A 24,312-nucleotide genomic window follows, 5' to 3' on the forward strand; every position below is an offset into this window, starting at 1 on the left:
CTTCCGTTACCATGCCGGATTGTTTTCTCGGGGACGACGAATGGAATTCGTGCTCTATCTGCTATTGGGCGCCTGTGCCGGTGTGCTGGCCGGGCTGTTCGGCGTGGGCGGCGGCATCATCATCGTGCCGGTGCTGGTGTTCAGCTTCACCCTGCAAGGTTTCGATGCGTCAGTGCTGACTCACCTGGCGGTCGGCACCTCGCTGGCAACCATTGTCTTCACCTCGATCAATGCCGTGCTCGAGCACCACCGCAAGGGCGCCGTGCAATGGCCGATCTTCGCCTGGATGACCCTCGGTATCCTTATCGGCGCCGGTATTGGCGCCAAGACCGCTTCGCTGATCCAGGGCCCGCACTTGCAGAAGATCATTGGCGTATTTGCCCTGATCATCGCCGCGCAGATGGCCTTGGACCTCAAGCCCAAGGCCAGCCGTGACATTCCTGGCAAGCCGGCCTTGATTGGCGCTGGCGGGGTGATCGGTTGGGCTTCGGCTATCTTCGGCATCGGCGGCGGCTCGCTGACCGTGCCGTTCCTGACATGGCGCGGCCTGCCGATGCAAAAAGCCGTGGCGACGTCATCGGCCTGCGGCTTGCCAATTGCCCTGGCCAGCGCCCTGAGCTTCATGCTGCTGGGCTGGCACGAGGAGCATTTGCCGCCCCACAGCCTGGGTTTCGTCTACCTGCCGGCGCTGATCGGCATTGCCGTGACCAGCATGTTTTTCGCACGCTTCGGCGCCCGCCTGGCGCACAAGCTGTCGCCACGCCTGTTGAAACGCCTGTTCGCAGCCTTGCTGTTCTGCGTCGGCCTCAGCTTTCTGATTTGAATCGAGAGGAAGTTCCATGCTGCCTTACCCGCAGATAGACCCCGTGGCCGTAGCCCTCGGGCCACTGAAAATCCACTGGTACGGCCTGATGTATCTGGTCGGCATCGGCGGTGCCTGGCTGCTGGCCTCGCGCCGGCTCAACCGCTTCGACCCGACCTGGACCCGCGAGAAACTTTCCGACCTGGTGTTCTGGTTGTCGATGGGGGTGATCGTGGGTGGGCGCCTGGGTTACGTGCTGTTCTACGACCTGCATGCCTACCTGGCCAACCCGACGCTGATCTTCGAGGTCTGGAAAGGCGGCATGTCGTTCCACGGTGGCTTCATCGGCGTGATGCTGGCCGCGCTGTGGTTCGGCAAGCGCAACAACAAGTCGTTCTTCGAGCTGATGGACTTCGTCGCGCCGCTGGTGCCGATCGGCCTGGGCGCCGGGCGCATCGGCAACTTCATCAACGCTGAGCTGTGGGGCAAGCCTACCGACGTGCCATGGGCGATGATCTTCCCACCCTTCAGCGACCCGGCCCAGCTGCCGCGCCATCCGTCGCAGCTGTACCAGTTCGCCCTGGAAGGCGTGGCACTGTTCGTCATCCTCTGGCTGTTCTCGCGCAAGCCGCGGCCAACCATGGCGGTATCCGGGATGTTCGCGCTGTTCTACGGCATCTTCCGCTTCATCGTCGAATTCGTCCGGGTGCCGGACGCCCAGCTCGGTTACATCGCCTGGGGCTGGCTGACCATGGGTCAGATTCTCTGCGTGCCGATGATCCTGGCTGGCCTTGGCCTGATCTGGTGGGCTTATAATCGCAAGCCCACGGCGAAACCCGCCTGATTATTCCCACGGCAGGGGGTGATCCCCCTGCCGTTTTCGTTACAGGTAAGCCATGAAACAGTATCTGGACCTGGTCCGCGACGTCATCGAAAACGGCACCCTGCAAGGCAATCGCACCGGCATCCGCACCATCAGCCTGCCGGGCGCCATGCTGCGTTTCGACCTGCAAAAAGGCTTCCCGGCCATCACCACGCGCAAGCTGGCGTTCAAGTCGGCGATCGGCGAGATGGTAGGCTTCCTGCGTGGCGTGAAGAACGCCGGTGAATTCCGCGACCTGGGCTGCAAAGTCTGGGACCAGAACGCCAACGAGAACGCCCAGTGGCTGGCCAACCCGTTCCGCCAGGGCCATGACGACCTTGGTGAGATCTACGGCGTGCAATGGCGCCAGTGGCCGGGCTACAAGCGCATCCCGTTGAGTAACCCGGCCGCCATCGAAATGGCCGAGAAGGCGGGCTTCCGTCGCATTGCCCAGGACCAAGAGGATGGCGTGGCCTTCGTCATCCTGTACAAGGCCATCGACCAGGTGCGCCAGTGCCTGGACACCATCGCCAACGACCCAGGCAGCCGACGCATCCTGTTCCACGGCTGGAACTGCGCCCAGCTTGACGAAATGGCCCTGCCACCGTGCCATCTGCTGTACCAGTTCCACCCGAATGTCGAGACCAGGGAAATTTCCCTGACCCTTTACATCCGCTCCAACGACCTGGGCCTGGGCACGCCGTTCAACCTCACCGAAGGCGCGGCGCTGCTGTCGCTGTTCGGCCGCCTGACCGGCTACACCCCGCGCTGGTTCACCTACTTCATTGGCGATGCCCATGTGTATGAAAATCACCTGGACATGCTCAACGAGCAGCTCAAGCGCGAACCGCTGGCAGCGCCGAAGCTGGTGATCAGTGACCGTGTGCCGGAGTTCGCCAAGACCGGCAAGTACGAGCCGGAGTGGCTGGAGAAGATCGAGCCGAGCGACTTCAGCCTGGAAGGGTATGAGCACCATGCGCCGATGACGGCGCCGATGGCGGTGTGATTCTCTAGATTACCGGGGGCTGCTTTGCAGCCCCGGCAATCTCAGTGCCCGTGGCTTCGGCCTACATGCGAATGCTCGGTATCAGGCACTGATACCGCCCCGTTCGTCTCCAGCTGCTGCAAGATCGCACACTCCGCCCCCTGCGCATGGCAGCGCCGCCGCAGCTCCACCAGCTGCTCCTGCAATGCCACCAAGCCATCGATCCGCGCCTGTACATGCTCGATATGCTCGTCGATCAGCGCATTGACGCTGCCGCACGCGTCGTCGGGGCTGTCGCGCAGGCGTAGCAGGCTGCGGATTTCGTCCAGGGTCATGTCCAGCGTTCGGCAGTTGCGGATGAAGGTCAGTCGCTCGACATGAGCCTGTGTGTACTGCCGGTAGTTACCCTCGGTGCGCGCCGGTTCCGGCAGTAACTGTTCTCGCTCGTAGTAGCGGATGGTTTCCACGGCGCAATCGGTGGCTTTGGCCAGTTCTCCGATTTTCATGACGAAATCTCCAACAAGTGGCTTGACCCTATAGTGGCTACAGGGTGTTCACTTGGCAACAGGCTCAATTTAAGGATGACCCCATGAACCAGCCTGTCAGCCACGAACACAAGCATCCACACGATCATGCCCATGGCGAAGAAGACCATGGCCACGTCGCTCACGGTCACAGCTGCTGTGGCTCCAGCGCTGCGCCCGCGTTTGTGCAATTGAGCGAGGCCAGCAGCCACGCCCAGCTCAGCCGCTTTCGCATCGACGCCATGGACTGCCCCACCGAGCAGACCTTGATCCAGGACAAGCTGGGCAAGCTGGCGGGCATCGAGCAGCTGGAATTCAACCTGATCAACCGTGTGCTCGGCGTGCGTCATACCTTGAACGGTACGGGCGAGATCGAGCGAGCCATCGACAGCCTGGGCATGAAGGCCGAGCCGTTGACTGCTGAAGACGACGGCAGCGGCGCCGCAGCGCAGCCGCACAAGGCCCATTGGTGGCCGCTGGCCTTCTCGGGTATTGCCGCGATCGCCGCTGAAATCGTGCACTTCGCCAGCCTTGCGCCGCAATGGCTGGTGGCCGCGCTTGCGCTGGCGGCAATCCTCGGCTGCGGCCTGGGCACCTACAAGAAGGGCTGGATCGCCCTGAAGAACCGCAATCTCAACATCAATGCGCTGATGAGCATTGCCGTGACCGGCGCCGTGCTGATTGGCCAGTGGCCGGAAGCAGCCATGGTCATGGTGCTTTTCGCCGTCGCCGAGCTGATCGAGGCGCGCTCGCTGGACCGTGCGCGCAATGCCATCGGCGGGTTGATGCAGCTGGCTCCGGACATGGCCACGGTACAGCAGGCCGATGGTCAGTGGCATGAGGTAGAGGTGCGTGAGGTGACGACGGGTGCTTTGGTGCGGGTGCGCCCAGGCGAGCGCATTGGTCTGGATGGCCACGTGGTCAGCGGGCAATCCAGCGTCGATCAGGCGCCGATCACTGGCGAAAGCCTGCCTGTGGAGAAGGCGGCGGGCGACAAACTGTTCGCCGGCACCATCAACCAGGCTGGTGCCCTGGAATACCGCGTAACGGCCGCTGCAGGGCAATCGACCCTGGCGCGCATCATCAAGGCCGTCGAAGAAGCACAGGGTGCGCGTGCGCCTACCCAGCGTTTTGTCGACCAGTTCTCGCGCCTCTACACCCCGGTGGTGTTCATCGTGGCCCTGGCGGTGGCAGTGATACCGCCGCTGTTCATGGCCGGGGCCTGGTTCGATTGGATGTACCGTGCGTTGGTGCTGCTGGTGGTGGCTTGCCCGTGTGCGCTGGTCATCTCCACGCCTGTGACCATCGTCAGTGGCTTGGCCGCTGCGGCGCGCAAAGGCATCCTGATCAAGGGCGGGGTTTATCTGGAAGGCGGCCGCAAGCTGGATTTCCTCGCCCTGGACAAGACCGGCACCATCACCCACGGCAAACCGGTGCAAACCGATGCCAAGGTGCTCGAACCCCTGTTCGAGGGCCGTGCCCAGGCGTTGGCGGCGAGCCTGGCCGACCGTTCCGACCACCCGGTGTCGGGCGCCATCGCCCAGTTTGCCAAGGCGCAGAACCTGGCGCTGAGCGAGGTCAACGATTTCGTCGCCCTGGCCGGCCGCGGCGTGCGCGGTGATATCGACGGCGAAACCTACCACCTGGGTAACCATCGCCTGGTCGAGGAGCTGGGCCTGTGCTCGCCGGAGCTGGAGGCGCAGCTGGATACGCTGGAGCGGCAGGGCAAGACGGTGGTGCTGCTGCTCGACCGCTCCGGGCCGTTGGCCCTGTTCGCCGTGGCTGACACGGTCAAGGACAGCAGCCGCCAGGCCATTGCCGAACTGCACGCGCTGGGTATCAGGACCGTCATGCTGACCGGCGACAATCCGCACACTGCCCAGGCCATTGCCGCGCAGGTGGGTATCGACCGGGCCGAGGGCAACCTGCTGCCGGCCGACAAGCTGCACAGCATCGAGCGCTTGTACGCCGAAGGGCACCGGGTCGGCATGGTCGGCGATGGCATCAACGACGCGCCGGCACTGGCCCGTGCGGAGATCGGTTTCGCCATGGCGGCGGCAGGTACCGACACGGCGATCGAGACCGCCGACGTGGCGTTGATGGATGACGACTTGCGTAAAATCCCGGCGTTCGTCAGGCTGTCGCGCCAAAGTGCGGCGATCCTGACGCAGAACATCGTTCTGGCGCTGGGCATCAAGGCGATATTCCTGGCGATCACCTTTGCCGGCATGGCGACCATGTGGATGGCGGTGTTCGCCGACATGGGCGTGAGCCTGCTGGTGGTGTTCAACGGTCTGCGCCTGTTGCGCAAATGAGGTCCTGCAATGCTGAGTGCCGAGCTCAAAGCCTTCTACATGGTGGCCCGTCTGGGCAGCATCACCCTGGCGGCGAAGAAGCTCGGGCTCAGCCAGCCGACCGTGACGACGCAGATCCGCAGCCTGGAAAGCCACTATGCGGTGGAGCTGTTCTACCGCGGTGGACGGCGCCTGGTGTTAAGCGAGCAGGGTGTGCGGCTGCTACCCATGGTCAAGGCGCTGCTGCAGCAAGAGGCCGACATCGAGTTCGAGCTGCGTAACAGCGGCCAGGCCCAGGGCAGTTTGCGCATCGCTGCCACCGCGCCGTACTACATCCTCGACTTGGTGAAGATCTTTCGCGAGCGCCTGCCCCATGTCGAGTTGACGGTGGAGATCGGCAACTCGCAGCAGGTGCTGGAGATGCTCGAAGATTACCGGGTGGATATCGCTGCCTCGTCGCAGCTGGTAGAGGATGCCCGGCTGGTGCGACGGGTGTTGGGCACCGATCCGCTGGTGGTGGCAGTGCATCGCAATCATCCGTTGGCCCATCGGCATGCGGTATCCATCGATGTGCTGGCGGGGCATTGCCTGCTGATGCGCGAGAAGGGCTCGACCACGCGCCAGCTGACCGAGCAGATGATGCTTGAGGCGGGGGTGAAGGCCGGGTCGTTGCTGGAGATTGGCAGCCGCGAGTCGATCCGCGAGGCGGTACTGCGCAATATCGGCATCAGCGTGATAGCCCGCCATGAGGTGCCGCACAATCCGGAGCTGCGGGTGCTGGCGCTGGACAATGCGCCGGTGATGCATGAGTACCTGTATTGCCTGAAGGAGCGGCGCCAGGCCCGGTTGCCGGCGGCTTTCCTTGGCGTCGCCCAGGAAGTGGTGGGTTCGCAGTTCTAGATCGGTGTTGCTTTCTTCGCGGGCACTACAAAATCTGCCTATACCACTATCACCGGCTTTTGCCCTAAAGCCACAGAACCTTCGCACAGCCTTCCTAGCATGGCCCTCACTTGTTCGATGAGGCCTTGCCATGAACCACGCCATTCCGGGCGCACAGATGAAAGTGCGCGGTATCCACAAGCGTTTCGGTGCCTTCACGGCGCTCAACGACGTGTCTCTGGACGTCGCTGCGGGCGAGCTGGTCTGCCTGCTCGGCCCGTCCGGTTGCGGCAAGACCACCCTGTTGCGCTGCATTGCCGGCCTCGAACGCCAGGACCGTGGTGCGCTGTACATCGGTGAACGCGATGTTTCCGAGCTGCCTCCCCAAGCGCGGGACTACGGCATCCTGTTCCAGTCCTACGCGCTGTTCCCCAACCTTACTGTCGAAGCCAATATCGCCTACGGCTTGACTGGCGGCAGTCGCGACGAGAGCCGTCAGCGCGTGGCTGATATGCTCGAACTGGTTGGCCTGTCCGGTAGCGAAAAGAAATACCCCGGCCAGCTGTCCGGCGGCCAGCAACAGCGCGTGGCCTTGGCGCGCGCGTTGGCACCGTCGCCGTCGCTGCTGCTGCTCGACGAACCGATGTCGGCACTGGATGCCCGGGTGCGTGAGCACCTTTGCACCGAGCTTCGCCAGCTGCAGCGCCAGCTGGGCATCACCACGTTGATGGTCACCCACAATCAGGACGAGGCCATGCTCATGGCCGATCGCATTGCGGTGATGAACAACGGCCAGGTCGAGCAGTACGCGACCCCGCAGGAAGTCTACGGCCAGCCGTCCACGCCGTTCGTCGCCGAATTCGTCGGCCAGGGCAATTGGCTACCGTTCCAGCGCAGTGGCGACAGCCATGCCCAGGTCGGCGCCATGAGCATGCGCCTGGCGGCCAACGCCGGCTCCGCACGCAGCGGCCGGTTGTTCTGTCGCCCGGAGGCGATCACGGTGAACCCGGTGATGCATGAGGAAAACCTGTTCCCGGCCAAGGTCCGCGAAATCACCTTCCTGGGCAACCGCTGCCGCATGAGTTTCGAACTCAAAGCCCTGCCGGGGCATGCGTTGCTCGCCGAACTGGCGCCGGAAGCCATGCCGCGCCTGGGCTCGCAGGATATCTGGGTGGCCTTGCCGCCGCAGAGCCTGCAGGTGTTTGCCTGAAATGGCCGCGCCAATGTCCCTGCCGTTTACCCAGACCAAGGATGCGCGACGCGGTGACGTCGCCCTGGGTGATCGCCTGTTCGTCATCGGTGGCAAAAGCCTGCTGCTGGTCCTGCTATTGCTGGCCGTGGTGATGCCGCTGCTGGCCATTTTCTGGAAAGGCTTCAGCGCTGAAGCCGGCCAGGGGGGCGGTTTGCTGGCGGCCCGCGAACTGTTTGCCAGCGAGAACTTCCGCTGGCTGCTCGGCAACAGCCTGTCGGTGGCGTTCAGCGTGGCGGCAATCGTGGTACCGCTGGCCTACCTGTTCGCCTATGCCCTGCAGCGCACCCTGATCCCGGCCAAGGGCCTGTGGCGCGGCATCTCGCTGCTGCCGCTGCTGGCGCCGTCGATGCTGCCGGCGATTGCGCTGGTCTACCTGTTCGGCAACCAGGGCCTGCTGCGCAGCCTCCTTAACGACAACATCTACGGCTTCTGGGGCATCGTGCTCGGCGAGGCCATCTACACCTTCCCCCATGCGCTGATGATCCTGCTTTCTGCCTTGTCGCTGGCCGACGCACGGCTGTTCGACGCGGCGTCGAGCATGGGCGCCGGGCCGTGGCGGGCATTCTGCAGCATCACCTGGCCAGCCACGCGTCAGGCGGTGTTCGCCGCATTCTGCCTGGTGTTCACCCTGACCATCACCGACTTCGGCGTGCCTGTCGTGGTCGGTGGCGATTATCAGGTGCTGGCGCTGGAAGCCTACAAGGCGGTGGTCGGCCAGCAGCAGTTCGGCCGTGGCGCGTTGATCGGCATCGTGCTGCTGCTGCCAGCGCTGCTCAGCTTCGGCGTCGATGCCTGGCTGCGTCGGCGCCAGGGCGAGGCCATGAGCGGCCGTGCCCAAGTGTTCGAACCCAAGCCGTCGCGCTGCCGTGATGCCTGCTTCCTGACCATCGTGCTGCTGGTCTGCGCGGCGCTGCTGGTGGTGATCGGCATGGCGGTGTACTCGTCGCTCGTGACCTTCTGGCCGTACAACCTGACCCTGTCATTCAAGCACTACAGGTTCGACGACACCGCCGGTGGCGGCTGGCTGGCCTATCGCAACAGCGTGACCATGGCGTTGTGCACTGCACTGATTGGTAGCCTGGTGATCTTCACCGGCGCCTACCTGATGGAGAAGACCCAAGGGCAGCGTCTGCTCAACCAGGCCCTGCGCCTGCTCAGCTTCATCCCCATGGCTGTGCCTGGCTTGGTACTGGGCCTGGGCTACGTGTTCTTCTTCAACCTCAACGGCAACCCGCTGCACGTGTTCTATGGCGGCATGGCGCTGCTGGTGCTGTGCACCATCGCCCACTACCTGACCACCGCGCAGATGACCGCCGCCACCGCGCTGCGCCAGCTCGACGCCGAGTTCGAGGCTGCCGCGCTGTCGCTCAAGGCGCCGTTATACAAGCACTTCGTGCGCGTCACCGTGCCGATCTGCCTGCCGGCGCTGCTGGATATCATCCGTTACCTGTTCGTCTCGGCGATGACCACCGTGTCGGCGGCGATCTTTCTCTACAGCCCCGACACCATCCTCGCCGCCGTCGCCGTGTTGAACATGGACGATGCCGGCAACGTCGGCGGCGCTGCCGCCATGTCGACCCTTATCCTGCTGACCAGCGCCGCGGCTTCCCTGCTGCTGGCCGCTGCTTCCCGCGGCCTGCTGCGCCGCTCCCAGGCCTGGCGCCAGCGCGCCCCGGGCCATTGACCGACTGCCCACTCTGATAGGAAACGCATCATGCTCAAGCCCCTTGCACTTGCCGTTGCCGTATCCGCCGTCTTCAACCTGCAGGCTTCGGCCGCAGCCACCCAGCTGACTGTCTACACCGCCCTGGAAGCCGAGCAGCTCAAAAGCTACAAGCAGGCCTTCGAAAAGGCCAACCCAGACATCGAGATCAAGTGGGTGCGTGATTCCACCGGCATCATCACGGCCAAGCTGCTGGCCGAGAAAGACCGCCCGCAAGCCGACGCGGTCTGGGGCCTGGCCGCCTCCAGCCTGGCCATCCTCGACCAGAATGGCATGCTCGAAGGCTACGCGCCGAAAGACCTTGGCAAGATCTCCGCGAACTACCGCGACGCCGCCAACCCGCCAGCCTGGGTCGGCATGGACGTTTGGGCCGCGACCATCTGCTTCAACACCGTCGAAGCCGAAAAGCAGGGCCTGAGCAAGCCGGTGAGCTGGCAGGACCTGACCAAGCCTGAATACAAAGGCAAGATCGTCATGCCCAACCCCGCTTCGTCCGGCACCGGCTTCCTCGACGTCAGCGCCTGGCTGCAGACCTTCGGCGAGCCGCAGGGCTGGGCGTACATGGACGCCCTTCACCAGAACATCGGCCAATACGTGCACTCCGGATCCAAGCCGTGCAAGCTGGCGGCGGCGGGTGAGTTCCCGATCGGCATTTCGTTCGAGTACCCGGCCGTGCAGCTCAAGCGCCAGGGCGCGCCGCTGGATATCGTGCTGCCGAAGGAAGGCCTGGGCTGGGAGATCGAGGCGACCGCCGTGATCAAGGGCTCGCCAAAGACTGACGCGGCCAAGCGCCTGGCCGATTTCTCGGCAAGCCCGGCGGCCATGGAGCTGTACAAGGAAAACTTTGCCGTACTGGCCGCGCCAGGCATTGCCAAGCCGCAGACCGAGCTGCCGGCCGACTATCAGCAGCGCCTGATCAGGAACGACTTTGCCTGGGCCTCCAAGAACCGCGACGAGATCCTGACCGAATGGCGCAAACGCTATGACGGCAAGTCGGAGAAAGTGGCCCAGCAATAAGCCCGGACCCTGAACGGGTCATGCCTGTAATGACCTCTTCGCGGGCGCGCCCGCGAAGAGGCTGAACCTGCTGATTCAGATCTGTGAAACCAACGCCTCCAGCTGTTCCTGCCGCTCGGCCTGGTTGAGCTTCGCCCCAGGGTTGAGCGTCGACCATTGCGGATGCGCCCGTGCCTTGCTCAAAGCCTCCGGCAGCTTGCCTTCTCGCCAAGCCTTCTCGTCCACGGCCCCCAGTTTGATGCTGTCCTGCGCCGCATGTCCGCGGCCATCCAGCGCCACCATCAATTGCTGTTGGCGCAAGGCCAGCAACCGCAGCACCGTGTCATCCACCGTCAGCTCGCGCTGCCCCTTCAGCTTGCCCATCAGCCGCGACCCATAGTTACGCGCGGTCTGCAGCGCGCCCCCGGCAATCGCGCCTGCCAACGCTGCGGCGCCCAGCGTCAGCCCGCCTACCAGCAGATCCACCCCGGCACCGGCCGCCGCCCCGGCCGCGACGCCGCTACCCAGGCGCACGCCAAGCAACTTCAGGGTCTCGGGATTGAACAGGTCATCACCCCAACGCCCGTCCAGCAGTGGCAGGTCACCGGCATTGGCGTCCTCACGGCGGAAGGCATAGAGCTTGAGCAGGGCCTCCACACAACGCTGTTCACGCTGGCGCACATCCTGACGCAAGGCTTCGATGGCCTTGGCTTCAGCCGGTGGCTCGGCCGCGACGCTGCGTCGGCAGGCGGCGCAATCGAGCAGCAGTTCGGCGATCAGTCGCTTGCCGCTGTGCTGGCGTGCCAGGCGCTGAGCCTGCTGGTCGTCGATCAGCCGTTGCAGGGTCGGGCGGGCCTCTTCCAGCAACAGCGCCAGGCTCTCGTACAGCCGGCGTTCGCCATCTTCAGGAGGCGCCACGCTATCGAACCGCACCAACGCGTGAAGCCCAAGCCGGGCAAGGGCTTCACGCCATTCCGGTTCGCGGTGCTGGCTACTCGCGACGAAGTTCAGCACCGGCAGCAGTGGCTTGCCGCAGCCGGCCAGCACTTCCAGTTCGTCACGGTACTTGGCCAGCACCGGTTCGCGGGCGTCGATCACATACAAGCCGGCGTTACTTGCCAGCAACTGGCGCAGCACCTTGGCTTCCTGCTCGAAGCGCTGACGTGCCTCGCTGCCTTGCAGGAAACGTTCGAGGCGGGCCGGGCCATCCAGGCGCTCGCCGGGGCGTTCCAGGCGTTCGAGGTAGTCGAGCAGGGCGATGGCGTCTTCCAGGCCGGGGGTGTCGTAGAGTTCCAGCAAAGGTTCGCCGTCCACCGACAGCCGTGCACCCTCGACATGGCGGGTGGTGCTGGGGCGGTGCGAGACCTCGCCGAAGCCGACGTCGCGGGTGAGCGTGCGTAGCAGCGAGGTCTTGCCGACGTTGGTGTGGCCGACCACGGCCAGTTTCAACGGCTCAGTCATGGCCATGCTCCAGCCAGGTCAGGGGCGAGGTGTCGGCGTGGGGCAGGCCGAGACGGTCGAGGGCGTCGTGCCAGTCGCCCAGGCGTTCGGCATCCAGGGCCTGGCCGGGGGCGGCCTGGAGCAGCCAGATGCGGGTGGCGCCGGCATGGCGTGCCAGCTCTGCGAGCAGCGCCAGGCTGCCGCGGTCGGGGGAGCGGCGGGGGTCGCAGGCGATGGCCAGGCGTGCCGGCGGGAAGCGGCTGAGCTGCTCCAGCAGCTTGTTACGGGATTCGCGGCTGTCGAGCACGCCAGCGTCGGTTACCGCCTTGGGCAGGGCGGGTGGCCAGGGGCGCTGGTCGTCCAGCTCCAGGCCCACCAGCAGGGCGCCACTGCTGCCAAGGTCCAGCTGGCCCGCCTGGAACTGCGGCAGCGCTTCAGGGGCGGCATCCTGCACGCCGATGCGTTCGCTGCGCGGCATCAGGGCATCGCGCAGCTGCGCATAGCCCGGCAGGCTGAGATCGAGTGTGAGCCGGGCGCGGCCCTGGCGCCAGCGCCACAGGCACAGCCCGGCCAGCAACAGGCGTGGCAGCAGGCCGTACACCAGCACCACGCCGAGCAGCCAGCTGGCCCAGGCCTGGCGGGCGGCATCCAGCGCAGGGAAGGTATCGCCACTGGCGCGGATCATGGCCTCGTCCGGTACGGCGAAACCGAACAGCGAGGGCAGGGCGCCGAGGGCTTGGGTCAGGTGAACGAACGGGTCGGCGGCCAGCAGCGTGGTTTCCCAGACGAAACCGTACCGGCGGGTTGCCAGCAAGGCCAGCAGCAGGCCCAGGGCCGTGACCATCGCCAGTAGCCACAGGCCGTGCACAAGAGCGCCCAGCAGCCAGCGGTTGAGGCGCTGGCGTTGCAGCAGCACTAGCAGTGCTGGCGCCAGGTGTGCGGCCTTGGCATCGCGGGCGAAGCGCTCACTCAACCACAACCACAGGCGGCCGAGGCTGGCGCCGTGCTCGCCGCTCACGGTAAAGCCCACGGTCCAGCCCGGGAGCATCAGCAGGTTCAGCCCGAGCAGGCTGCCCAGGGCCCAGAACACATTGACCGGTCGCTGCCCGTCGCCCAAGGCGGCCAAGGCCAGGCCTGCGCCGCTGAATACGGCCAACAGCATCAGGGCCAGCAACGCCAGGCGGGCGCCCTGCTTCCAGTGGCGCAGGGCCGTGGTCATGCCGTCACGTTCGGCGAGGAACAGCGCGCGGGTTTCGATGCGCGCTGCCAGGTCGCCGCCTTGCTGTCGGGCATGGCGATTGGCCTCCTGGTCGTCCAGCAGGCCTGCGTGTTCCTCGCGCAGGCGTACCGCTTCGGTGAGCCAGCGCGTGTCCAGTGGAGTGGGTGCAGTCACAAGGTCTTCCATTGCGTGGTTCAGGGCAGAAGCATAACCCACACGCCGGGTGCTATCCTCGCTGGCATGAATACATCACTCCCCCTCAGCCTGATCGCGGCTCACGCCGAAAATCGCGTGATCGGCATCGACAACTCCATGCCCTGGCACCTGCCGGGGGACTTCAAGTACTTCAAGGCCACTACCCTGGGCAAGCCGATCATCATGGGGCGCAAAACCTGGGATTCGCTGGGCCGGCCGTTGCCGGGGCGGTTGAATATCGTGGTCAGCCGGCAGGCCGGTCTGGAGCTGGACGGGGCCGAAGTGTATGGCTCGCTGGAGGCGGCGCTGGCCCGGGCCGAGCAGTGGGCGCGTGAGCAGGGCGCTGGCGAGCTGATGCTGATTGGCGGGGCGCAGCTGTATGGGCAGGCGCTGGAGAAGGGGCTGGTGAGCCGGATGTACCTGACGCGGGTCGAACTGTCGCCTGAAGGGGATGCGTGGTTCCCGGCGTTCGATGAGGGCCAGTGGAAGCTGGTGTCGAGCGAGGCACAGGCTGAAGAAGGCAAGCCTGCCTATCGCTTCGAGGTCTGGGACAAGGTTTGAGACTGCTGGGGCTGCAAAGCAGCCCCGATTATCGTCAGGAGTGACTCAGCTCGGCATGCTCATCGTCGGCCAGCACTGCCTTGTCGGTCTCTTTCAGCAGTTGGCTGGTCACCACGCCCGCCGTCATCGAGCCATTCACGTTCAACGCCGTGCGGCCCATGTCGATCAGCGGCTCCACCGAAATCAGCAGCGCCACCAGCTCGACCGGCAAGCCCATGGCTGGCAGCACGATCAGCGCGGCGAAGGTTGCCCCGCCGCCGACGCCAGCCACACCCGCCGAACTCAGCGTCACGATCGCCACCAAGGTCGCGATCCACAGTGGATCGAAGGTGTCAATGCCCACCGCTGGCGCTACCATCACCGCCAACATGGCTGGATAAAGGCCCGCGCAGCCGTTCTGGCCAATGGTGGTACCGAACGATGCACTGAAGCTGGCGATCGACTGCGGCACACCCAGGCGGCGCGTCTGCGCTTCGATGTTCAGCGGGATGCTCGCAGCGCTGGAGCGGCTGGTGAAGGCAAAGGTCAGCACCGGCCAGACTTTGCGGAAGAAGCGCAGCGGGCTCACGCCAGTGGCGGCGAGGATGATGCCGTGAACCACGAACATCAGCGCCAGGCCCAGATACGAGACCACCACGAAGCTCCCCAGCTTGAGGATGTCTTCCAGGTTAGAGCTGGCCACCACCTTGGCCATCAGCGCCAGTACGCCATAAGGGGTGAGCTTCATCACCACGCGTACCAGGCGCATTACCCAGGCCTGCAGGGTATCGATGGCCGACAGGGCGCGCTCACCCTTCTCGGCGTCGTCCTTGATCAGCTGCAGCGCGGCCAGGCCAACGAACACGGCAAAGATCACCACACTGATGATCGAAGTCGGCTTGGCCCGTGCCAGGTCGCCAACCGGGTTGCTCGGGATGAACGACAACAGCAGCTGCGGGATATTCAGGTCGGCAACCTTGCCTGCGTAGTCGCTGTGGATAACCTGCATGCGCGCGCTTTCCTGGGCGCCGGCCACCAGGCCATCGGCACTCAGGCCGAACAGGTTGGTCAGGACGATACCGATCAAGGCGGCGATGGCCGTGGTCAGCAGCAGGGTACCGATGCTCAGCACGCTGATGCGGCCGAGCGACGACGCGTTGTGCAGGCGGGCCACGGCGCTGAGGATCGAGGCGAAGATCAGCGGCATGACAATCATCTGCAACAGGCCGACGTAGCCGTTGCCGACCAGGTCGAGCCAGCTGATGGTGGCCTTGAGTACCGGGTGGCCGGCGCCGTAAATGGTGTGCAGGGCCAGGCCGAACGCGACGCCCAGCGCCAGGCCCAGGAGGACCTTCTTGGCCAGGCTCCAATCGGTGCGGCCGGTTTGTGCCAGGCCTAGCAGCAGGGCCAGGAACGCCAGCAGGTTGAGGGACAGCGGCAGGTTCATTGAAGCTCCAGGAAAAAGCAGAAGAGGCATCGCCTCTGGTGAGCGATTGCGAACGGAAATGCTAACAGCCTGAAAACAAACGAATTTATACCCAAAAGTAATTTGCTTAGTCGTTTATGGAATAACAGGTGGTCGCGAATAGCAATGCACACGACGTTTACAGTTTTGTGAAGGTCGTTGTCAGGGGTCGGAATCGGTGGGTGTTGCACTAGTTTTTCCGGGTCATTTCAGGAGATTCGCACATGAAGTTCGCTCCGAAGGCCCTCGCCCTAGGTTTGTCCCTGCTGTTCAGTGTCGAAAGCTTCGCCACCGAGCTCAAGCACTGGCCAGCTGATGCCGCCAAGCAGCTCGACGCCATGATTGCCGCCAATGCCCACAAAGGTAACTACGCGGTCTTTGACATGGACAACACCAGCTACCGCTACGACCTCGAAGAAGCGCTGCTGCCGTTCATGGAAAACAAAGGCCTGTTGACCCGCGACAAGCTTGACCCGTCACTCAAGCTGATCCCGTTCAAGGACACGGCCGAGCACAAGGAGAGCCTGTTCAGCTACTACTACCGCCTGTGTGAGATTGACGACATGGTCTGCTACCCGTGGGTGGCGCAGGTGTTTGCCGGCTTTACCCTCAAGGAGCTCAAGGTTCAGGTCGATGAGCTGATGGACTCGGGCAAGCCGATCCCCAGCACCTACTTCGAAGGTGACCAGGTCAAGGCCATCGAGGTGCAGCCGCCAAAGGTGTTCACGGGCCAGGCCGAGCTGTACAACAAGCTGATGGAGAACGGCATCGAGGTCTACGTGATTTCTGCAGCGTCCGAAGAGCTTGTACGTATGGTCGCTTCCGATCCCAAGTACGGCTACAACGTCAAGCCGCAGAACGTGATTGGTGTCAGCCTGTTGCTCAAGGACCGCGCCAACGGCCAGCTGACCACGGCGCGCAAGCAGATCAGCGCCGGGCAGTATGATGCCAAGGCCAACGAAGGGCTGGAGCTGACGCCTTACCTGTGGACCCCGGCCACCTGGATGGCAGGCAAGCAGGCGGCCATCCTGACCTATATCGATGAATGGAAGAAACCGGTGCTGGTGGGGGGCGATACACCCACCAGCGATGGCTACATGCAGTTCCATGGCGTGGATGTGAACAAGGGCGGCATCCACCTGTGGATAAACCGCAAGGCCAAGTACATGGACCAGTTGAACGGCATGATTGCGAAGAACGCGGCGGCGCAGGCCAAGGAAGGGTTGCCGGTGACGGCGGACAAGAACTGGGTGATCGTGACGCCGGAGCAGATTCAGTAGGCCTTGTATTGTCTGCACTGGCCTCTTCGCGGGTAAACCCGCGAAAGGGCCGGTACAGGTAAAAAAAACCGGCGCTCAAGGCGCCGGTTCTTGTTTCACGCAGTCAGAGCCTCACAGCCCTTCCAGCATCGCCTTGTTACGCACAGCACCCTTGTCGGCACTGGTCGCAAGCAGGGCGTAGGCCTTCAGTGCGGTGGTCACCTTGCGTGGGCGCACTTCAGCCGGTTTCCAGCCTTTCTTGTCCTGCTCGATGCGACGGTGAGCGAGCTCTTCGTCGCTGACCAGCAGGTTGATCGAACGGTTCGGGATGTCGATCAGCACCTTGTCACCGTCGCGCACCAGGCCGATGGCGCCGCCAGCAGCGGCTTCCGGCGAGGCGTGGCCGATCGACAGGCCCGAGGTACCGCCCGAGAAGCGGCCGTCGGTGAGCAGGGCGCAGGCCTTGCCCAGGCCCTTGGATTTCAGATACGAGGTCGGGTAGAGCATCTCTTGCATGCCCGGGCCGCCTTTCGGGCCTTCGTAACGGATGATCACGATGTCGCCGGCCTTCACTTCGTCGGCGAGGATGCCGCGCACGGCGCTGTCCTGGCTTTCGAAGATCTTCGCGGTGCCTTCGAACACATGGATCGACTCGTCGACGCCGGCGGTTTTCACCACGCAGCCGTCCAGGGCGATATTGCCGTACAGCACGGCCAGGCCGCCTTCTTGCGAGTAGGCGTGCTCGATGCTGCGGATACAGCCGTTTTCACGGTCGTCGTCGAGGGTTTCCCAACGGGTCGACTGGCTGAACGCGGTCTGGGTCGGGATGCCGGCCGGGCCAGCCTTGAAGAAGGTGTGCACGGCTTCGTCATCGGTCTGGGTGATGTCCCACTTGGCGATGGCTTCTTCCATGCTGCGGCTGTGCACGGTCGGCAGGTCGGTGTGCAGCAGGCCGCCACGGGCCAGCGAACCGAGGATGCTGAAGATGCCGCCAGCGCGGTGCACGTCTTCCATATGGTACTTCTGGATGTTCGGCGCCACCTTGCACAGCTGCGGTACCTTGCGCGACAGGCGATCGATGTCGCGCAGGTCGAACTCGACTTCACCTTCCTGGGCGGCAGCCAGCAGGTGCAGGATAGTGTTGGTCGAACCGCCCATGGCGATGTCCAGCATCATGGCGTTCTCGAACGCCTTGAAGTTGGCGATGCTGCGCGGCAGCACCGACTCGTCGTTTTCCTGGTAGTAGCGCTTGCACAGCTCGACGATGGTGCGGCCAGCGGTGAGGAACAGTTGCTCGCGGTCGGCGTGAGTGGCCAGGGTCGAACCGTTGCCCGGCAGGGCCAGGCCCAGGGCTTCGGTCAGGCAGTTCATCGAGTTGGCGGTGAACATGCCGGAGCACGAACCGCAGGTCGGGCAGGCGCTGCGCTCATACTCGGCGACTTTCTCGTCGCTGGCGGTGGAGTCAGCGGCGATGACCATGGCGTCGACCAAGTCCAGGCCGTGGCTGGCCAGCTTGGTCTTGCCGGCTTCCATCGGGCCGCCGGACACGAAGATCACCGGGATGTTCAGGCGCAGGGCGGCCATCAGCATGCCGGGGGTGATCTTGTCGCAGTTGGAGATGCAGACGATGGCGTCGGCGCAGTGGGCGTTGACCATGTACTCGACGGCGTCGGCGATGATCTCGCGGCTCGGCAGCGAGTAGAGCATGCCGTCATGGCCCATGGCGATGCCGTCATCGACGGCGATGGTGTTGAATTCCTTGGCCACGCCACCGGCGCGTTCGATCTCGCGGGCGACCAGCTGGCCCAGGTCCTTCAGGTGCACATGGCCCGGGACGAACTGGGTGAACGAGTTGGCGATGGCGATGATCGGTTTCTTGAAGTCTTCGTCCTTCATCCCGGTGGCGCGCCACAGGGCGCGGGCGCCGGCCATGTTGCGGCCTTGGGTGGAAGTCTTGGAACGATAATCAGGCATGAAACACTCCTGGCGGCTTAATCAGGTCACAAAAAGGGGAGTGAGCTTCTCTTGTCCTTTGTACCGCAGGCCGGTTGCCACTGGCACGGATGGGGCCGAAGACTGCGCGGGATCGCCGCGTGCTTGGCCAGAGCTCATAAACCCGCCGGGGATGACTGGCGATGAATAGCCCGATTCTACACCGCTGAGGCGGCGAGGGAATGCAGATGTGGATGGCTGGCGGGGAGATTGCAGCAGGAAAGGGCCGCTGGGCGGCCCTTTTTGGCAGGTATCAGCTGTTTGGCAGCAACCGGCAGGTGATGCTCTTGATGTAGCGGGTTTCGGCAATTGCCGGGTGCACCGGATGGTCCGGGCCCTGGCCGCCGCGCTCGAGCAGTTGCAGGTTGCGGTCAAGGTGGCGGGCGCTGGTCAGCAGGATGTTGTGCAGGTCGTCCTCGGGCAGGTGCATCGAGCACGAGGCGCTGACCAGGATGCCGTCCTTGCTCAGCATGCGCATGGCCTGTTCGTTGAGGCGGCGGTAGGCCGCTTCGCCGTTTTTCAGGTCCTTCTTGCGCTTGATGAAGGCGGGTGGGTCGGCAATGATCACGTCGAAGCGTTCTTCGGCGGCCTTCAGCTCACGCAGGGCCTCGAACACATCGCCTTCGATGCAGGTCAGCTTCTCGCTGATGCCGTTCAGTGCAGCGTTACGCTCGACACCGTCCAGGGCAAAGCCCGAGGCATCGACGCAGAACACTTCGCTGGCGCCGAACGCGCCAGCCTGCACGCCCCAGCCACCGATGTAGCTGAACAGGTCGAGCACACGCTTGCCTTTGACATACGGTGCCAGGCGCGCGCGGTTCATGCGGTGGTCGTAGAACCAGCCGGTCTTCTGGCCTTCACGTACCGGAGCTTCGAACTTGACGCCGTTCTCTTCCAGCGGGACCCAGTCCGGCACTTCGCCGTAGACGGTTTCGACATAGCGCTGCAGGCCTTCGGCGTCGCGGGCGGCTGAGTCGTTCTTGAACAGGATGCCGCCAGGCTTGAGCACCTGGATCAAGGCTGCGATCACGTCGTCCTTGTGCGCTTCCATGGTGGCCGAGGCCAATTGCACCACGAGGATGTCGAAGAAGCGATCAACCACCAGGCCCGGCAGCAGGTCGGAATCGCCGTACACCAGGCGGTAGCACGGCTGGTCGAAAAGGCGCTCGCGCAGTGACAGGGCGACGTTCAGGCGGTGCACCAGCAGCGACTTGTCCAGCGGCAGCTTGATGTCACGCGACAGCAGGCGGGCGCAGATCAGGTTGTTCGGGCTCAGCGCGACAATGCCCAGCGGCTTGCCGTTGGCAGCTTCGAGCACGGCCTGCTGGCCGGCCTGGAAGCCTTGCAACGGGGTCGCGGAGACGTCGACTTCGTTGCTGTAGACCCACAGGTGGCCGGCGCGCAGGCGGCGGTCGGCATTGGCTTTGAGGCGAAGGCTGGGCAGGGACATGACGTCGCTCCGGGAAAAAAGAGCGGGATTATAGCCTGTCTGCCTTGTTTTCGCCTTTAGAGGTGTGGCGCCTGGGAGATCGAGCGCCGCGCGGGCGGCGCTCGATCTCCCAGGCGTTGCACCTGTCAAGGCGAGCCTCAGGGGGTTAAACTCGCTCGTCCTTCACGAGTGTGCACGTATGTCCCAAGAACTCAGCGCCGAACAGATCCAGCAAGCCTTGCAAGGCATCACCATTCCGCCGCAACCGCAGATCCTGGTAGACCTGCAGTTCGAGCAGTACATGCCTGACCCGGACCTGGAAACCATCGCCAAGCTGATTTCCCAGGACCCAGGCCTCGCTGGTGCCTTGCTCAAGCTGGTCAACTCGCCGCACTTCGGCCTGTCGAACAAGATCGGTTCGATCCAGCGAGCGGTAAACCTGCTGGGCAGCCGTTCGATCATCAACCTGATCAACGCGCAGTCGATCAAGGGCGAGATGAGCGACGAGACCATCGTCACCCTCAACCGCTTCTGGGACACCGCCCAGGACGTAGCCATGACCTGCCTGACGCTGGCCAAGCGCACCGGCATCCAGGCCGCCGACGAGGCCTATACCCTCGGGCTGTTCCACGACTGCGGCGTACCGCTGATGCTCAAGCGCTTCCCCGAGTACATGCAGGTGCTGGAAGAAGCCTACGCCAAGGCTGGAGAGGAAACTCGCGTGGTCGATACCGAGAACCGCGCCTTCAACACCAACCATGCCGTGGTGGGCTATTTCACGGCCAAGTCCTGGCGCCTGCCGGAGCACATCAGCGGGGCCATTGCCAACCACCACAATGCCCTGGCGGTCTTCCGCGAAGACTCGTCGCGCAATACCCAGAGCCAGTTGAAGAACCTGCTGGCCGTGCTGAAGATGGCCGAGAACATCTGCGCTTCGTACCGTGTGCTGGGCAATCAGGGCGTCGATCATGAGTGGAACGTGGTCGGCCCGCTGGTGCTGGACTATATCGGTTTGTCGGAGTACGACTTCGAGACCCTGAAACAGAACATTCGCGAGCTGGGCGGGCACTGATCCATGCCGGAATTGCCAGAAGTCGAAACGACCCGGCGCGGGATTGCGCCTCATCTGATAGGCCAGCGCGTCAGCCGCGTGGTGGTGCGAGACCCTCGCCTGCGCTGGCCGATACCCGAGGACCTCGACGTACGTCTGTCCGGGCAGCGCATCGTCAGCGTCGAGCGGCGGGCCAAGTACCTGTTGATCAACGCCGAGGTGGGGACCTTGATCAGCCACCTGGGCATGTCGGGCAACCTGCGCCTGGTGGAGTTGGGCTTGCCAGCGGCCAAGCACGAACATGTCGATATCGAACTGGAATCGGGGCTGATGCTGCGCTACACCGACCCGCGCCGGTTCGGGGCCATGCTCTGGAGCCTCGACCCGCTCAGCCATGAACTGTTGCTGCGGCTGGGGCCAGAGCCGTTGACCGACCTGTTCGACGGTGAGCGCCTGTTCCAACTGTCGCGGGGGCGCTCGATGGCGGTCAAGCCTTTCATCATGGACAACGCGGTGGTGGTGGGGGTGGGTAACATATACGCGACGGAGGCGCTGTTTGCCGCCGGCATCGACCCACGCCGCGAAGCCGGCGGGATTTCCCGGGCGCGCTACCTGAAGCTGGCGATCGAAATCAAACGGGTGTTGGCAGCGGCCATCGAGCAGGGCGGTACGACCTTGCGCGATTTCATTGGCGGGGACGGGCAGCCGGGCTACTTCCAGCAGGAATTGTTCGTCTACGGTCGGGGCGGCCAGCCGTGCAAACTGTGCGGCACGACCTTGCGCGAGGTGAAGCTGGGGCAGCGGGCGAGCGTGTTCTGCCCGCGTTGCCAGCGCTAGCCGTCTGCGATCAGGCCTTGCCGGTGATGCGGCGGTACTTGGCCATCAGCTCGTCCTGGGTTTCCGGGTGTGCTTCATCCAGCGGGATGCAGTCGACCGGGCAGACCTGCTGGCACTGCGGCTCGTCATAGTGACCCACGCACTGGGTGCACAGGTTCGGGTCGATCACGTAGATCTCTTCGCCTTGGGAGATGGCCTCGTTCGGGCACTCGGGTTCGCAGACGTCGCAGTTGATGCAATCGTCGGTGATGATCAGGGACATGGGGACTCCGGCCGGGGCGCATCGCCCGGGCATGTTCAACGCTTTGGGCACAATTGTGCCGCATTCGCGCCCGCAGTGCACGCGGGCGCGATGATCAGGCGTTCAAGGTTACTTCTTGAAGCGTTCGGTCAGCGCCTCGGCCACCACAGGATGGACGAATTTGCTGATATCGCCGCCCAGCGCAGCTATTTCCCGCACCAGCGTCGAGGAAATGAACGAATAGCGCTCCGAAGGCGTGAGGAACAGGCTTTCGACGTCGGGCGCCAGTTGCCGGTTCATGTTCGCCAGCTGGAACTCGTATTCGAAGTCCGATACCGCGCGCAGGCCGCGCAGGAACACGTTCGCGCCTTTTTCCTTGGCGAAGTGCGCCAACAGCGACGAGAAGCCGATGACTTCGACATTGGGCAGGTGCTTGGTGACCTCACGGGCAAGCTCGACCCGTTGTTCCAGCGGGAACAGGGGGTTTTTCTTCGGGCTGGCCGCCACTGCGATGATCACGTGGTCGAACAGGCGCGAAGCGCGCTCGACCAGGTCGCCATGGCCTTTGGTAATGGGGTCGAAAGTACCCGGGTACAACACTCGGTTCATCGCGTCATCCTGGCTGGAGTGCGTTGGGGAGTCGGATGGTAGCGCAGCGCTTGCGCCTGGCCAAGTCATGCGGCCGGCTGATGGCACTATAGACAGGGCATGTATTTGTTGTCATGCACTCTGTGCCAGGCGGCCAGCCAGGGCCTCGGTGAGCCGGGCACTGATGGCGTACACCGACAACTGCGGGTTGGCGCCGATACTGGTCGGGAACAGTGAACCGTCATGGATCGACAGGTTTTCCAGCTGGTGATGGCGACCCAGGCTGTCGCAGACCGCCTGTCGCGGATCGTCGCCCATGGCACAGCCGCCCATGACATGGGCGCTGCCCAGCCGGGTGCGAAACGGCTCCAGGCGCAAGGCGTCGATCACGCGCTGGGCCTCAGCCAAGCTGGCGCTGGCGCGTGCGTCGCTGTGCACCGGCGTGACCTGCGTGGCGCCAGCAGCGAACTGGATTTGCGCCATGCTGTGATAGGCGCGGCGCAGGCCGTCGCGCAGATAATCGCTGATCGGGTAATCCAGCACGGGTGAGCCGTCACCGCGCAGTTCCACCGCCCCGCCCGTGCTCTCGGGGTGAAAGCCGTCGCGCAGCAGGGCCAGCATGACGTGAGTGTGCGGCAGCTCGGCCATGCGCTGGGCATTGTCGATGCCGTATCCGCCGAGCAGGGTGCTGGCCAGGGCCGGGTGCAAGGGCGGCACTTCAAGCTTGTAGCCGACCTGCCCGTCGACACCGTCCAGCCATTGAAAGTGATCGCTGTAGATCGATTGCGGGGCACCGTAGTAGGGGTCGATACGTGCGTCGAAACGTGCGGCGCTGAAGTTGACCAGGTGCAGAAAGGTCCGTTTGCCCAGGCGGCGATGCGGATCGGGGGCCTTGGAGCGCAGCAGCAGGGCCGGGCTGTTGATACCGCCACCGGCCAGGATGTAGTGGCGTGCGCGCACGCTGATCTGCCGGCCGGTGGCGTGTACGCCTCGAGCATCCAGTGCCTGGCATTGCAGCCCGGCGATACGCTCGCCATTGTGTTCGAAACGCTCGGCGCGGGCGAGGTAGAGCAGTTCACCGCCCTTTTCGAGGGTCGCCGGGATGCGCGTGACCAGCATCGACTGCTTGGCGTTCACCGGGCAGCCCATGCCGCAATAGCCGAGGTTCCAGCAGCCGCGCACGTTTCGCGGGATCACCGCCCAGCGGTAGCCGAGTCGCTCACAGCCGCGCCGCAGTACATCGTTGTTGGCATTCGCCAGCATTGCCCAGGGCGTGATGCCCAGATCGTGCTCGATACGTTCGAACCAGGGCTGCATTTCATGTTCGCCCAAGCCCGTGACGCCATGGGCCGCGGCCCAGTGCTTCAGCGTCTGCGGTGGCGTGCGAAAGCTCGAAGTCCAGTTGATCAGGGTGGTGCCGCCCACCGCGCGGCCTTGCAGGATGGTGATGGCGCCATCCTTGCTCATTCGCCCCAGGCCTTCTTGATAGAGGCTGGCGTAGGCCTCGTCTTCCAATAAATGGAAATCGCTGCTGGTCTTCAGCGGGCCTTCCTCGATCAGCAGGACCTTGTAGCCGGCGGCGCTGAGCATCTGCGCACTGGTGGCGCCGCCGGCACCACTGCCAATCACGGCGATATCGGCCTCCAGTGTCAGGTCGTGTTCCAGGCGTGAGCCGTCATGGGTGATCCAGCCGCGTTCGAGGCCTTGGCGAAACGGGTCGGTTACTGGCATTGAGGATG

General features: G+C 64.1%; 21 protein-coding genes. 12 read left to right on the forward strand and 9 right to left on the reverse strand.

Annotated elements, in window-relative coordinates; all coding sequences use genetic code 11:
* Nucleotides 1–40: 40 nt before the first annotated feature.
* Genes ACQKPS_RS10455 through ACQKPS_RS10465 form a run of 3 tightly spaced genes read left to right on the forward strand, consistent with a single transcriptional unit; the run spans nucleotide 41 to nucleotide 2,670 of the window.
* On the forward strand, nucleotides 41–823 hold the full coding sequence (locus ACQKPS_RS10455; RefSeq protein WP_254482612.1) for a sulfite exporter TauE/SafE family protein: 783 nt from the start codon (nucleotides 41–43) through the stop codon (nucleotides 821–823).
* A 16-nt stretch (nucleotides 824–839) separates the two neighbouring features.
* Nucleotides 840–1,646 carry a prolipoprotein diacylglyceryl transferase gene (gene lgt, locus ACQKPS_RS10460; protein ID WP_079230092.1) on the forward strand — a complete coding sequence of 269 codons (807 nt, stop codon included), beginning with the start codon at nucleotides 840–842 and terminating at the stop codon, nucleotides 1,644–1,646.
* A gap of 52 nt (nucleotides 1,647–1,698) precedes the next feature.
* Nucleotides 1,699–2,670 carry a thymidylate synthase gene (locus ACQKPS_RS10465; protein ID WP_254482613.1) on the forward strand — a complete coding sequence of 324 codons (972 nt, stop codon included), beginning with the start codon at nucleotides 1,699–1,701 and terminating at the stop codon, nucleotides 2,668–2,670.
* 41 nt (nucleotides 2,671–2,711) lie between these two features.
* Here the strand turns inward: ACQKPS_RS10465 and cadR are convergent, their stop codons facing one another.
* On the reverse strand, nucleotides 2,712–3,155 hold the full coding sequence (cadR, locus tag ACQKPS_RS10470) for a cadmium resistance transcriptional regulator CadR (protein WP_254482614.1): 444 nt from the start codon (nucleotides 3,153–3,155) through the stop codon (nucleotides 2,712–2,714).
* 83 nt (nucleotides 3,156–3,238) lie between these two features.
* Here cadR and ACQKPS_RS10475 point away from each other — a divergent pair, with 83 nt between their 5' ends.
* From ACQKPS_RS10475 to ACQKPS_RS10495, 5 genes are all read left to right on the forward strand, one after another.
* Nucleotides 3,239–5,488 (forward strand): heavy metal translocating P-type ATPase, encoded by a 2,250-nt coding sequence (locus ACQKPS_RS10475; protein WP_427603942.1) that lies wholly within the window; start codon nucleotides 3,239–3,241, stop codon nucleotides 5,486–5,488.
* Nucleotides 5,489–5,497: 9 nt separating this feature from the next.
* Nucleotides 5,498–6,367: a LysR family transcriptional regulator gene (locus ACQKPS_RS10480; RefSeq protein ID WP_283724667.1), complete on the forward strand. Its 870-nt coding sequence runs from the start codon at nucleotides 5,498–5,500 to the stop codon at nucleotides 6,365–6,367.
* A 130-nt stretch (nucleotides 6,368–6,497) separates the two neighbouring features.
* The gene (locus ACQKPS_RS10485) at nucleotides 6,498–7,556 is read left to right on the forward strand and encodes a putative 2-aminoethylphosphonate ABC transporter ATP-binding protein (RefSeq protein WP_254482617.1); all 1,059 of its coding nucleotides are present in this window, start codon (nucleotides 6,498–6,500) and stop codon (nucleotides 7,554–7,556) included.
* 1 nt (nucleotide 7,557) lies between these two features.
* The gene (locus ACQKPS_RS10490; RefSeq protein ID WP_427603945.1) at nucleotides 7,558–9,282 is read left to right on the forward strand and encodes a putative 2-aminoethylphosphonate ABC transporter permease subunit; all 1,725 of its coding nucleotides are present in this window, start codon (nucleotides 7,558–7,560) and stop codon (nucleotides 9,280–9,282) included.
* 30 nt (nucleotides 9,283–9,312) lie between these two features.
* Nucleotides 9,313–10,338, forward strand: coding sequence for a putative 2-aminoethylphosphonate ABC transporter substrate-binding protein (locus ACQKPS_RS10495; protein ID WP_427603947.1), 1,026 nt, complete (start codon nucleotides 9,313–9,315; stop codon nucleotides 10,336–10,338).
* Between the two features lie 75 nt (nucleotides 10,339–10,413).
* On the opposite strand, the gene ACQKPS_RS10500 is transcribed toward ACQKPS_RS10495, so the two are convergent.
* The gene (locus ACQKPS_RS10500) at nucleotides 10,414–11,778 is read right to left on the reverse strand and encodes a GTPase/DUF3482 domain-containing protein (RefSeq protein ID WP_254482620.1); all 1,365 of its coding nucleotides are present in this window, start codon (nucleotides 11,776–11,778) and stop codon (nucleotides 10,414–10,416) included.
* A complete protein-coding gene (locus tag ACQKPS_RS10505) occupies nucleotides 11,771–13,162 on the reverse strand; it encodes a DUF2868 domain-containing protein (RefSeq protein WP_427603949.1) in 1,392 nt (463 codons plus the stop codon). Before ACQKPS_RS10505 ends, ACQKPS_RS10500 begins: the two co-directional genes overlap by 8 nt.
* A 54-nt stretch (nucleotides 13,163–13,216) precedes the next feature.
* On the opposite strand from ACQKPS_RS10505, the gene ACQKPS_RS10510 reads away from it, so the two are divergent.
* The gene (locus ACQKPS_RS10510) at nucleotides 13,217–13,732 is read left to right on the forward strand and encodes a dihydrofolate reductase (RefSeq protein WP_254482622.1); all 516 of its coding nucleotides are present in this window, start codon (nucleotides 13,217–13,219) and stop codon (nucleotides 13,730–13,732) included.
* A gap of 34 nt (nucleotides 13,733–13,766) precedes the next feature.
* On the opposite strand, the gene ACQKPS_RS10515 is transcribed toward ACQKPS_RS10510, so the two are convergent.
* Nucleotides 13,767–15,158, reverse strand: coding sequence for an L-cystine transporter (locus ACQKPS_RS10515; RefSeq protein ID WP_313202492.1), 1,392 nt, complete (start codon nucleotides 15,156–15,158; stop codon nucleotides 13,767–13,769).
* Nucleotides 15,159–15,400: 242 nt separating this feature from the next.
* Between ACQKPS_RS10515 and ACQKPS_RS10520 the strand changes: the two genes are divergently transcribed.
* Nucleotides 15,401–16,456: a haloacid dehalogenase-like hydrolase gene (locus tag ACQKPS_RS10520; RefSeq protein WP_427603951.1), complete on the forward strand. Its 1,056-nt coding sequence runs from the start codon at nucleotides 15,401–15,403 to the stop codon at nucleotides 16,454–16,456.
* Between the two features lie 111 nt (nucleotides 16,457–16,567).
* On the opposite strand, the gene ilvD is transcribed toward ACQKPS_RS10520, so the two are convergent.
* Nucleotides 16,568–18,409 (reverse strand): dihydroxy-acid dehydratase, encoded by a 1,842-nt coding sequence (ilvD, locus tag ACQKPS_RS10525; protein WP_254482625.1) that lies wholly within the window; start codon nucleotides 18,407–18,409, stop codon nucleotides 16,568–16,570.
* Nucleotides 18,410–18,680: 271 nt separating this feature from the next.
* Nucleotides 18,681–19,877 carry a class I SAM-dependent rRNA methyltransferase gene (locus tag ACQKPS_RS10530; protein ID WP_254482627.1) on the reverse strand — a complete coding sequence of 399 codons (1,197 nt, stop codon included), beginning with the start codon at nucleotides 19,875–19,877 and terminating at the stop codon, nucleotides 18,681–18,683.
* A 232-nt stretch (nucleotides 19,878–20,109) separates the two neighbouring features.
* Here ACQKPS_RS10530 and ACQKPS_RS10535 point away from each other — a divergent pair, with 232 nt between their 5' ends.
* Both ACQKPS_RS10535 and mutM read left to right on the forward strand, forming a co-directional pair.
* Nucleotides 20,110–20,928: an HDOD domain-containing protein gene (locus ACQKPS_RS10535; RefSeq protein WP_427604248.1), complete on the forward strand. Its 819-nt coding sequence runs from the start codon at nucleotides 20,110–20,112 to the stop codon at nucleotides 20,926–20,928.
* A gap of 3 nt (nucleotides 20,929–20,931) precedes the next feature.
* Nucleotides 20,932–21,744, forward strand: coding sequence for a bifunctional DNA-formamidopyrimidine glycosylase/DNA-(apurinic or apyrimidinic site) lyase (mutM, locus tag ACQKPS_RS10540; RefSeq protein ID WP_283724676.1), 813 nt, complete (start codon nucleotides 20,932–20,934; stop codon nucleotides 21,742–21,744).
* Nucleotides 21,745–21,754: 10 nt separating this feature from the next.
* On the opposite strand, the gene ACQKPS_RS10545 is transcribed toward mutM, so the two are convergent.
* The 3 genes from ACQKPS_RS10545 to ACQKPS_RS10555 all read right to left on the reverse strand — a co-directional run bounded on the left by ACQKPS_RS10545 (nucleotide 21,755) and on the right by ACQKPS_RS10555 (nucleotide 24,304).
* Entirely contained in the window at nucleotides 21,755–22,006 is a 252-nt protein-coding gene (locus tag ACQKPS_RS10545; RefSeq protein WP_254482631.1) for a YfhL family 4Fe-4S dicluster ferredoxin, read from the reverse strand.
* A gap of 108 nt (nucleotides 22,007–22,114) precedes the next feature.
* Nucleotides 22,115–22,594, reverse strand: a complete 480-nt coding sequence (gene coaD / locus ACQKPS_RS10550) for a pantetheine-phosphate adenylyltransferase (protein WP_254482633.1) — start codon at nucleotides 22,592–22,594, stop codon at nucleotides 22,115–22,117.
* A gap of 111 nt (nucleotides 22,595–22,705) precedes the next feature.
* Nucleotides 22,706–24,304, reverse strand: a complete 1,599-nt coding sequence (locus ACQKPS_RS10555; protein WP_427603955.1) for a GMC family oxidoreductase N-terminal domain-containing protein — start codon at nucleotides 24,302–24,304, stop codon at nucleotides 22,706–22,708.
* Between the last annotated feature and the right edge of the window lie 8 nt (nucleotides 24,305–24,312).

The organism is Pseudomonas sp. NPDC086566 (genome assembly GCF_050280885.1).
GTDB classification, from domain to species: domain Bacteria; phylum Pseudomonadota; class Gammaproteobacteria; order Pseudomonadales; family Pseudomonadaceae; genus Aquipseudomonas; species Aquipseudomonas vlassakiae.

Excerpts from the sequence above, each read along its gene's own strand:
- ACQKPS_RS10520 (WP_427603951.1), top strand. The coding sequence starts at position 15,401 with ATGAAGTTCGCTCCGAAGGCCCTCGCCCTAGGTTTGTCCCTGCTGTTC.
- ACQKPS_RS10490 (WP_427603945.1), top strand. The coding sequence starts at position 7,558 with ATGGCCGCGCCAATGTCCCTGCCGTTTACCCAGACCAAGGATGCGCGA.
- ACQKPS_RS10505 (WP_427603949.1), bottom strand. The coding sequence starts at position 13,162 with ATGGAAGACCTTGTGACTGCACCCACTCCACTGGACACGCGCTGGCTC.
- ACQKPS_RS10530 (WP_254482627.1), bottom strand. The coding sequence starts at position 19,877 with ATGTCCCTGCCCAGCCTTCGCCTCAAAGCCAATGCCGACCGCCGCCTG.
- ACQKPS_RS10465 (WP_254482613.1), top strand. The coding sequence starts at position 1,699 with ATGAAACAGTATCTGGACCTGGTCCGCGACGTCATCGAAAACGGCACC.
- ACQKPS_RS10455 (WP_254482612.1), top strand. The coding sequence starts at position 41 with ATGGAATTCGTGCTCTATCTGCTATTGGGCGCCTGTGCCGGTGTGCTG.
- lgt (WP_079230092.1), top strand. The coding sequence starts at position 840 with ATGCTGCCTTACCCGCAGATAGACCCCGTGGCCGTAGCCCTCGGGCCA.
- ACQKPS_RS10480 (WP_283724667.1), top strand. The coding sequence starts at position 5,498 with ATGCTGAGTGCCGAGCTCAAAGCCTTCTACATGGTGGCCCGTCTGGGC.
- mutM (WP_283724676.1), top strand. The coding sequence starts at position 20,932 with ATGCCGGAATTGCCAGAAGTCGAAACGACCCGGCGCGGGATTGCGCCT.
- ACQKPS_RS10475 (WP_427603942.1), top strand. The coding sequence starts at position 3,239 with ATGAACCAGCCTGTCAGCCACGAACACAAGCATCCACACGATCATGCC.
- coaD (WP_254482633.1), bottom strand. The coding sequence starts at position 22,594 with ATGAACCGAGTGTTGTACCCGGGTACTTTCGACCCCATTACCAAAGGC.
- ACQKPS_RS10510 (WP_254482622.1), top strand. The coding sequence starts at position 13,217 with ATGAATACATCACTCCCCCTCAGCCTGATCGCGGCTCACGCCGAAAAT.
- ACQKPS_RS10515 (WP_313202492.1), bottom strand. The coding sequence starts at position 15,158 with ATGAACCTGCCGCTGTCCCTCAACCTGCTGGCGTTCCTGGCCCTGCTG.
- ilvD (WP_254482625.1), bottom strand. The coding sequence starts at position 18,409 with ATGCCTGATTATCGTTCCAAGACTTCCACCCAAGGCCGCAACATGGCC.
- ACQKPS_RS10500 (WP_254482620.1), bottom strand. The coding sequence starts at position 11,778 with ATGACTGAGCCGTTGAAACTGGCCGTGGTCGGCCACACCAACGTCGGC.
- ACQKPS_RS10545 (WP_254482631.1), bottom strand. The coding sequence starts at position 22,006 with ATGTCCCTGATCATCACCGACGATTGCATCAACTGCGACGTCTGCGAA.
- cadR (WP_254482614.1), bottom strand. The coding sequence starts at position 3,155 with ATGAAAATCGGAGAACTGGCCAAAGCCACCGATTGCGCCGTGGAAACC.
- ACQKPS_RS10495 (WP_427603947.1), top strand. The coding sequence starts at position 9,313 with ATGCTCAAGCCCCTTGCACTTGCCGTTGCCGTATCCGCCGTCTTCAAC.
- ACQKPS_RS10555 (WP_427603955.1), bottom strand. The coding sequence starts at position 24,304 with ATGCCAGTAACCGACCCGTTTCGCCAAGGCCTCGAACGCGGCTGGATC.
- ACQKPS_RS10485 (WP_254482617.1), top strand. The coding sequence starts at position 6,498 with ATGAACCACGCCATTCCGGGCGCACAGATGAAAGTGCGCGGTATCCAC.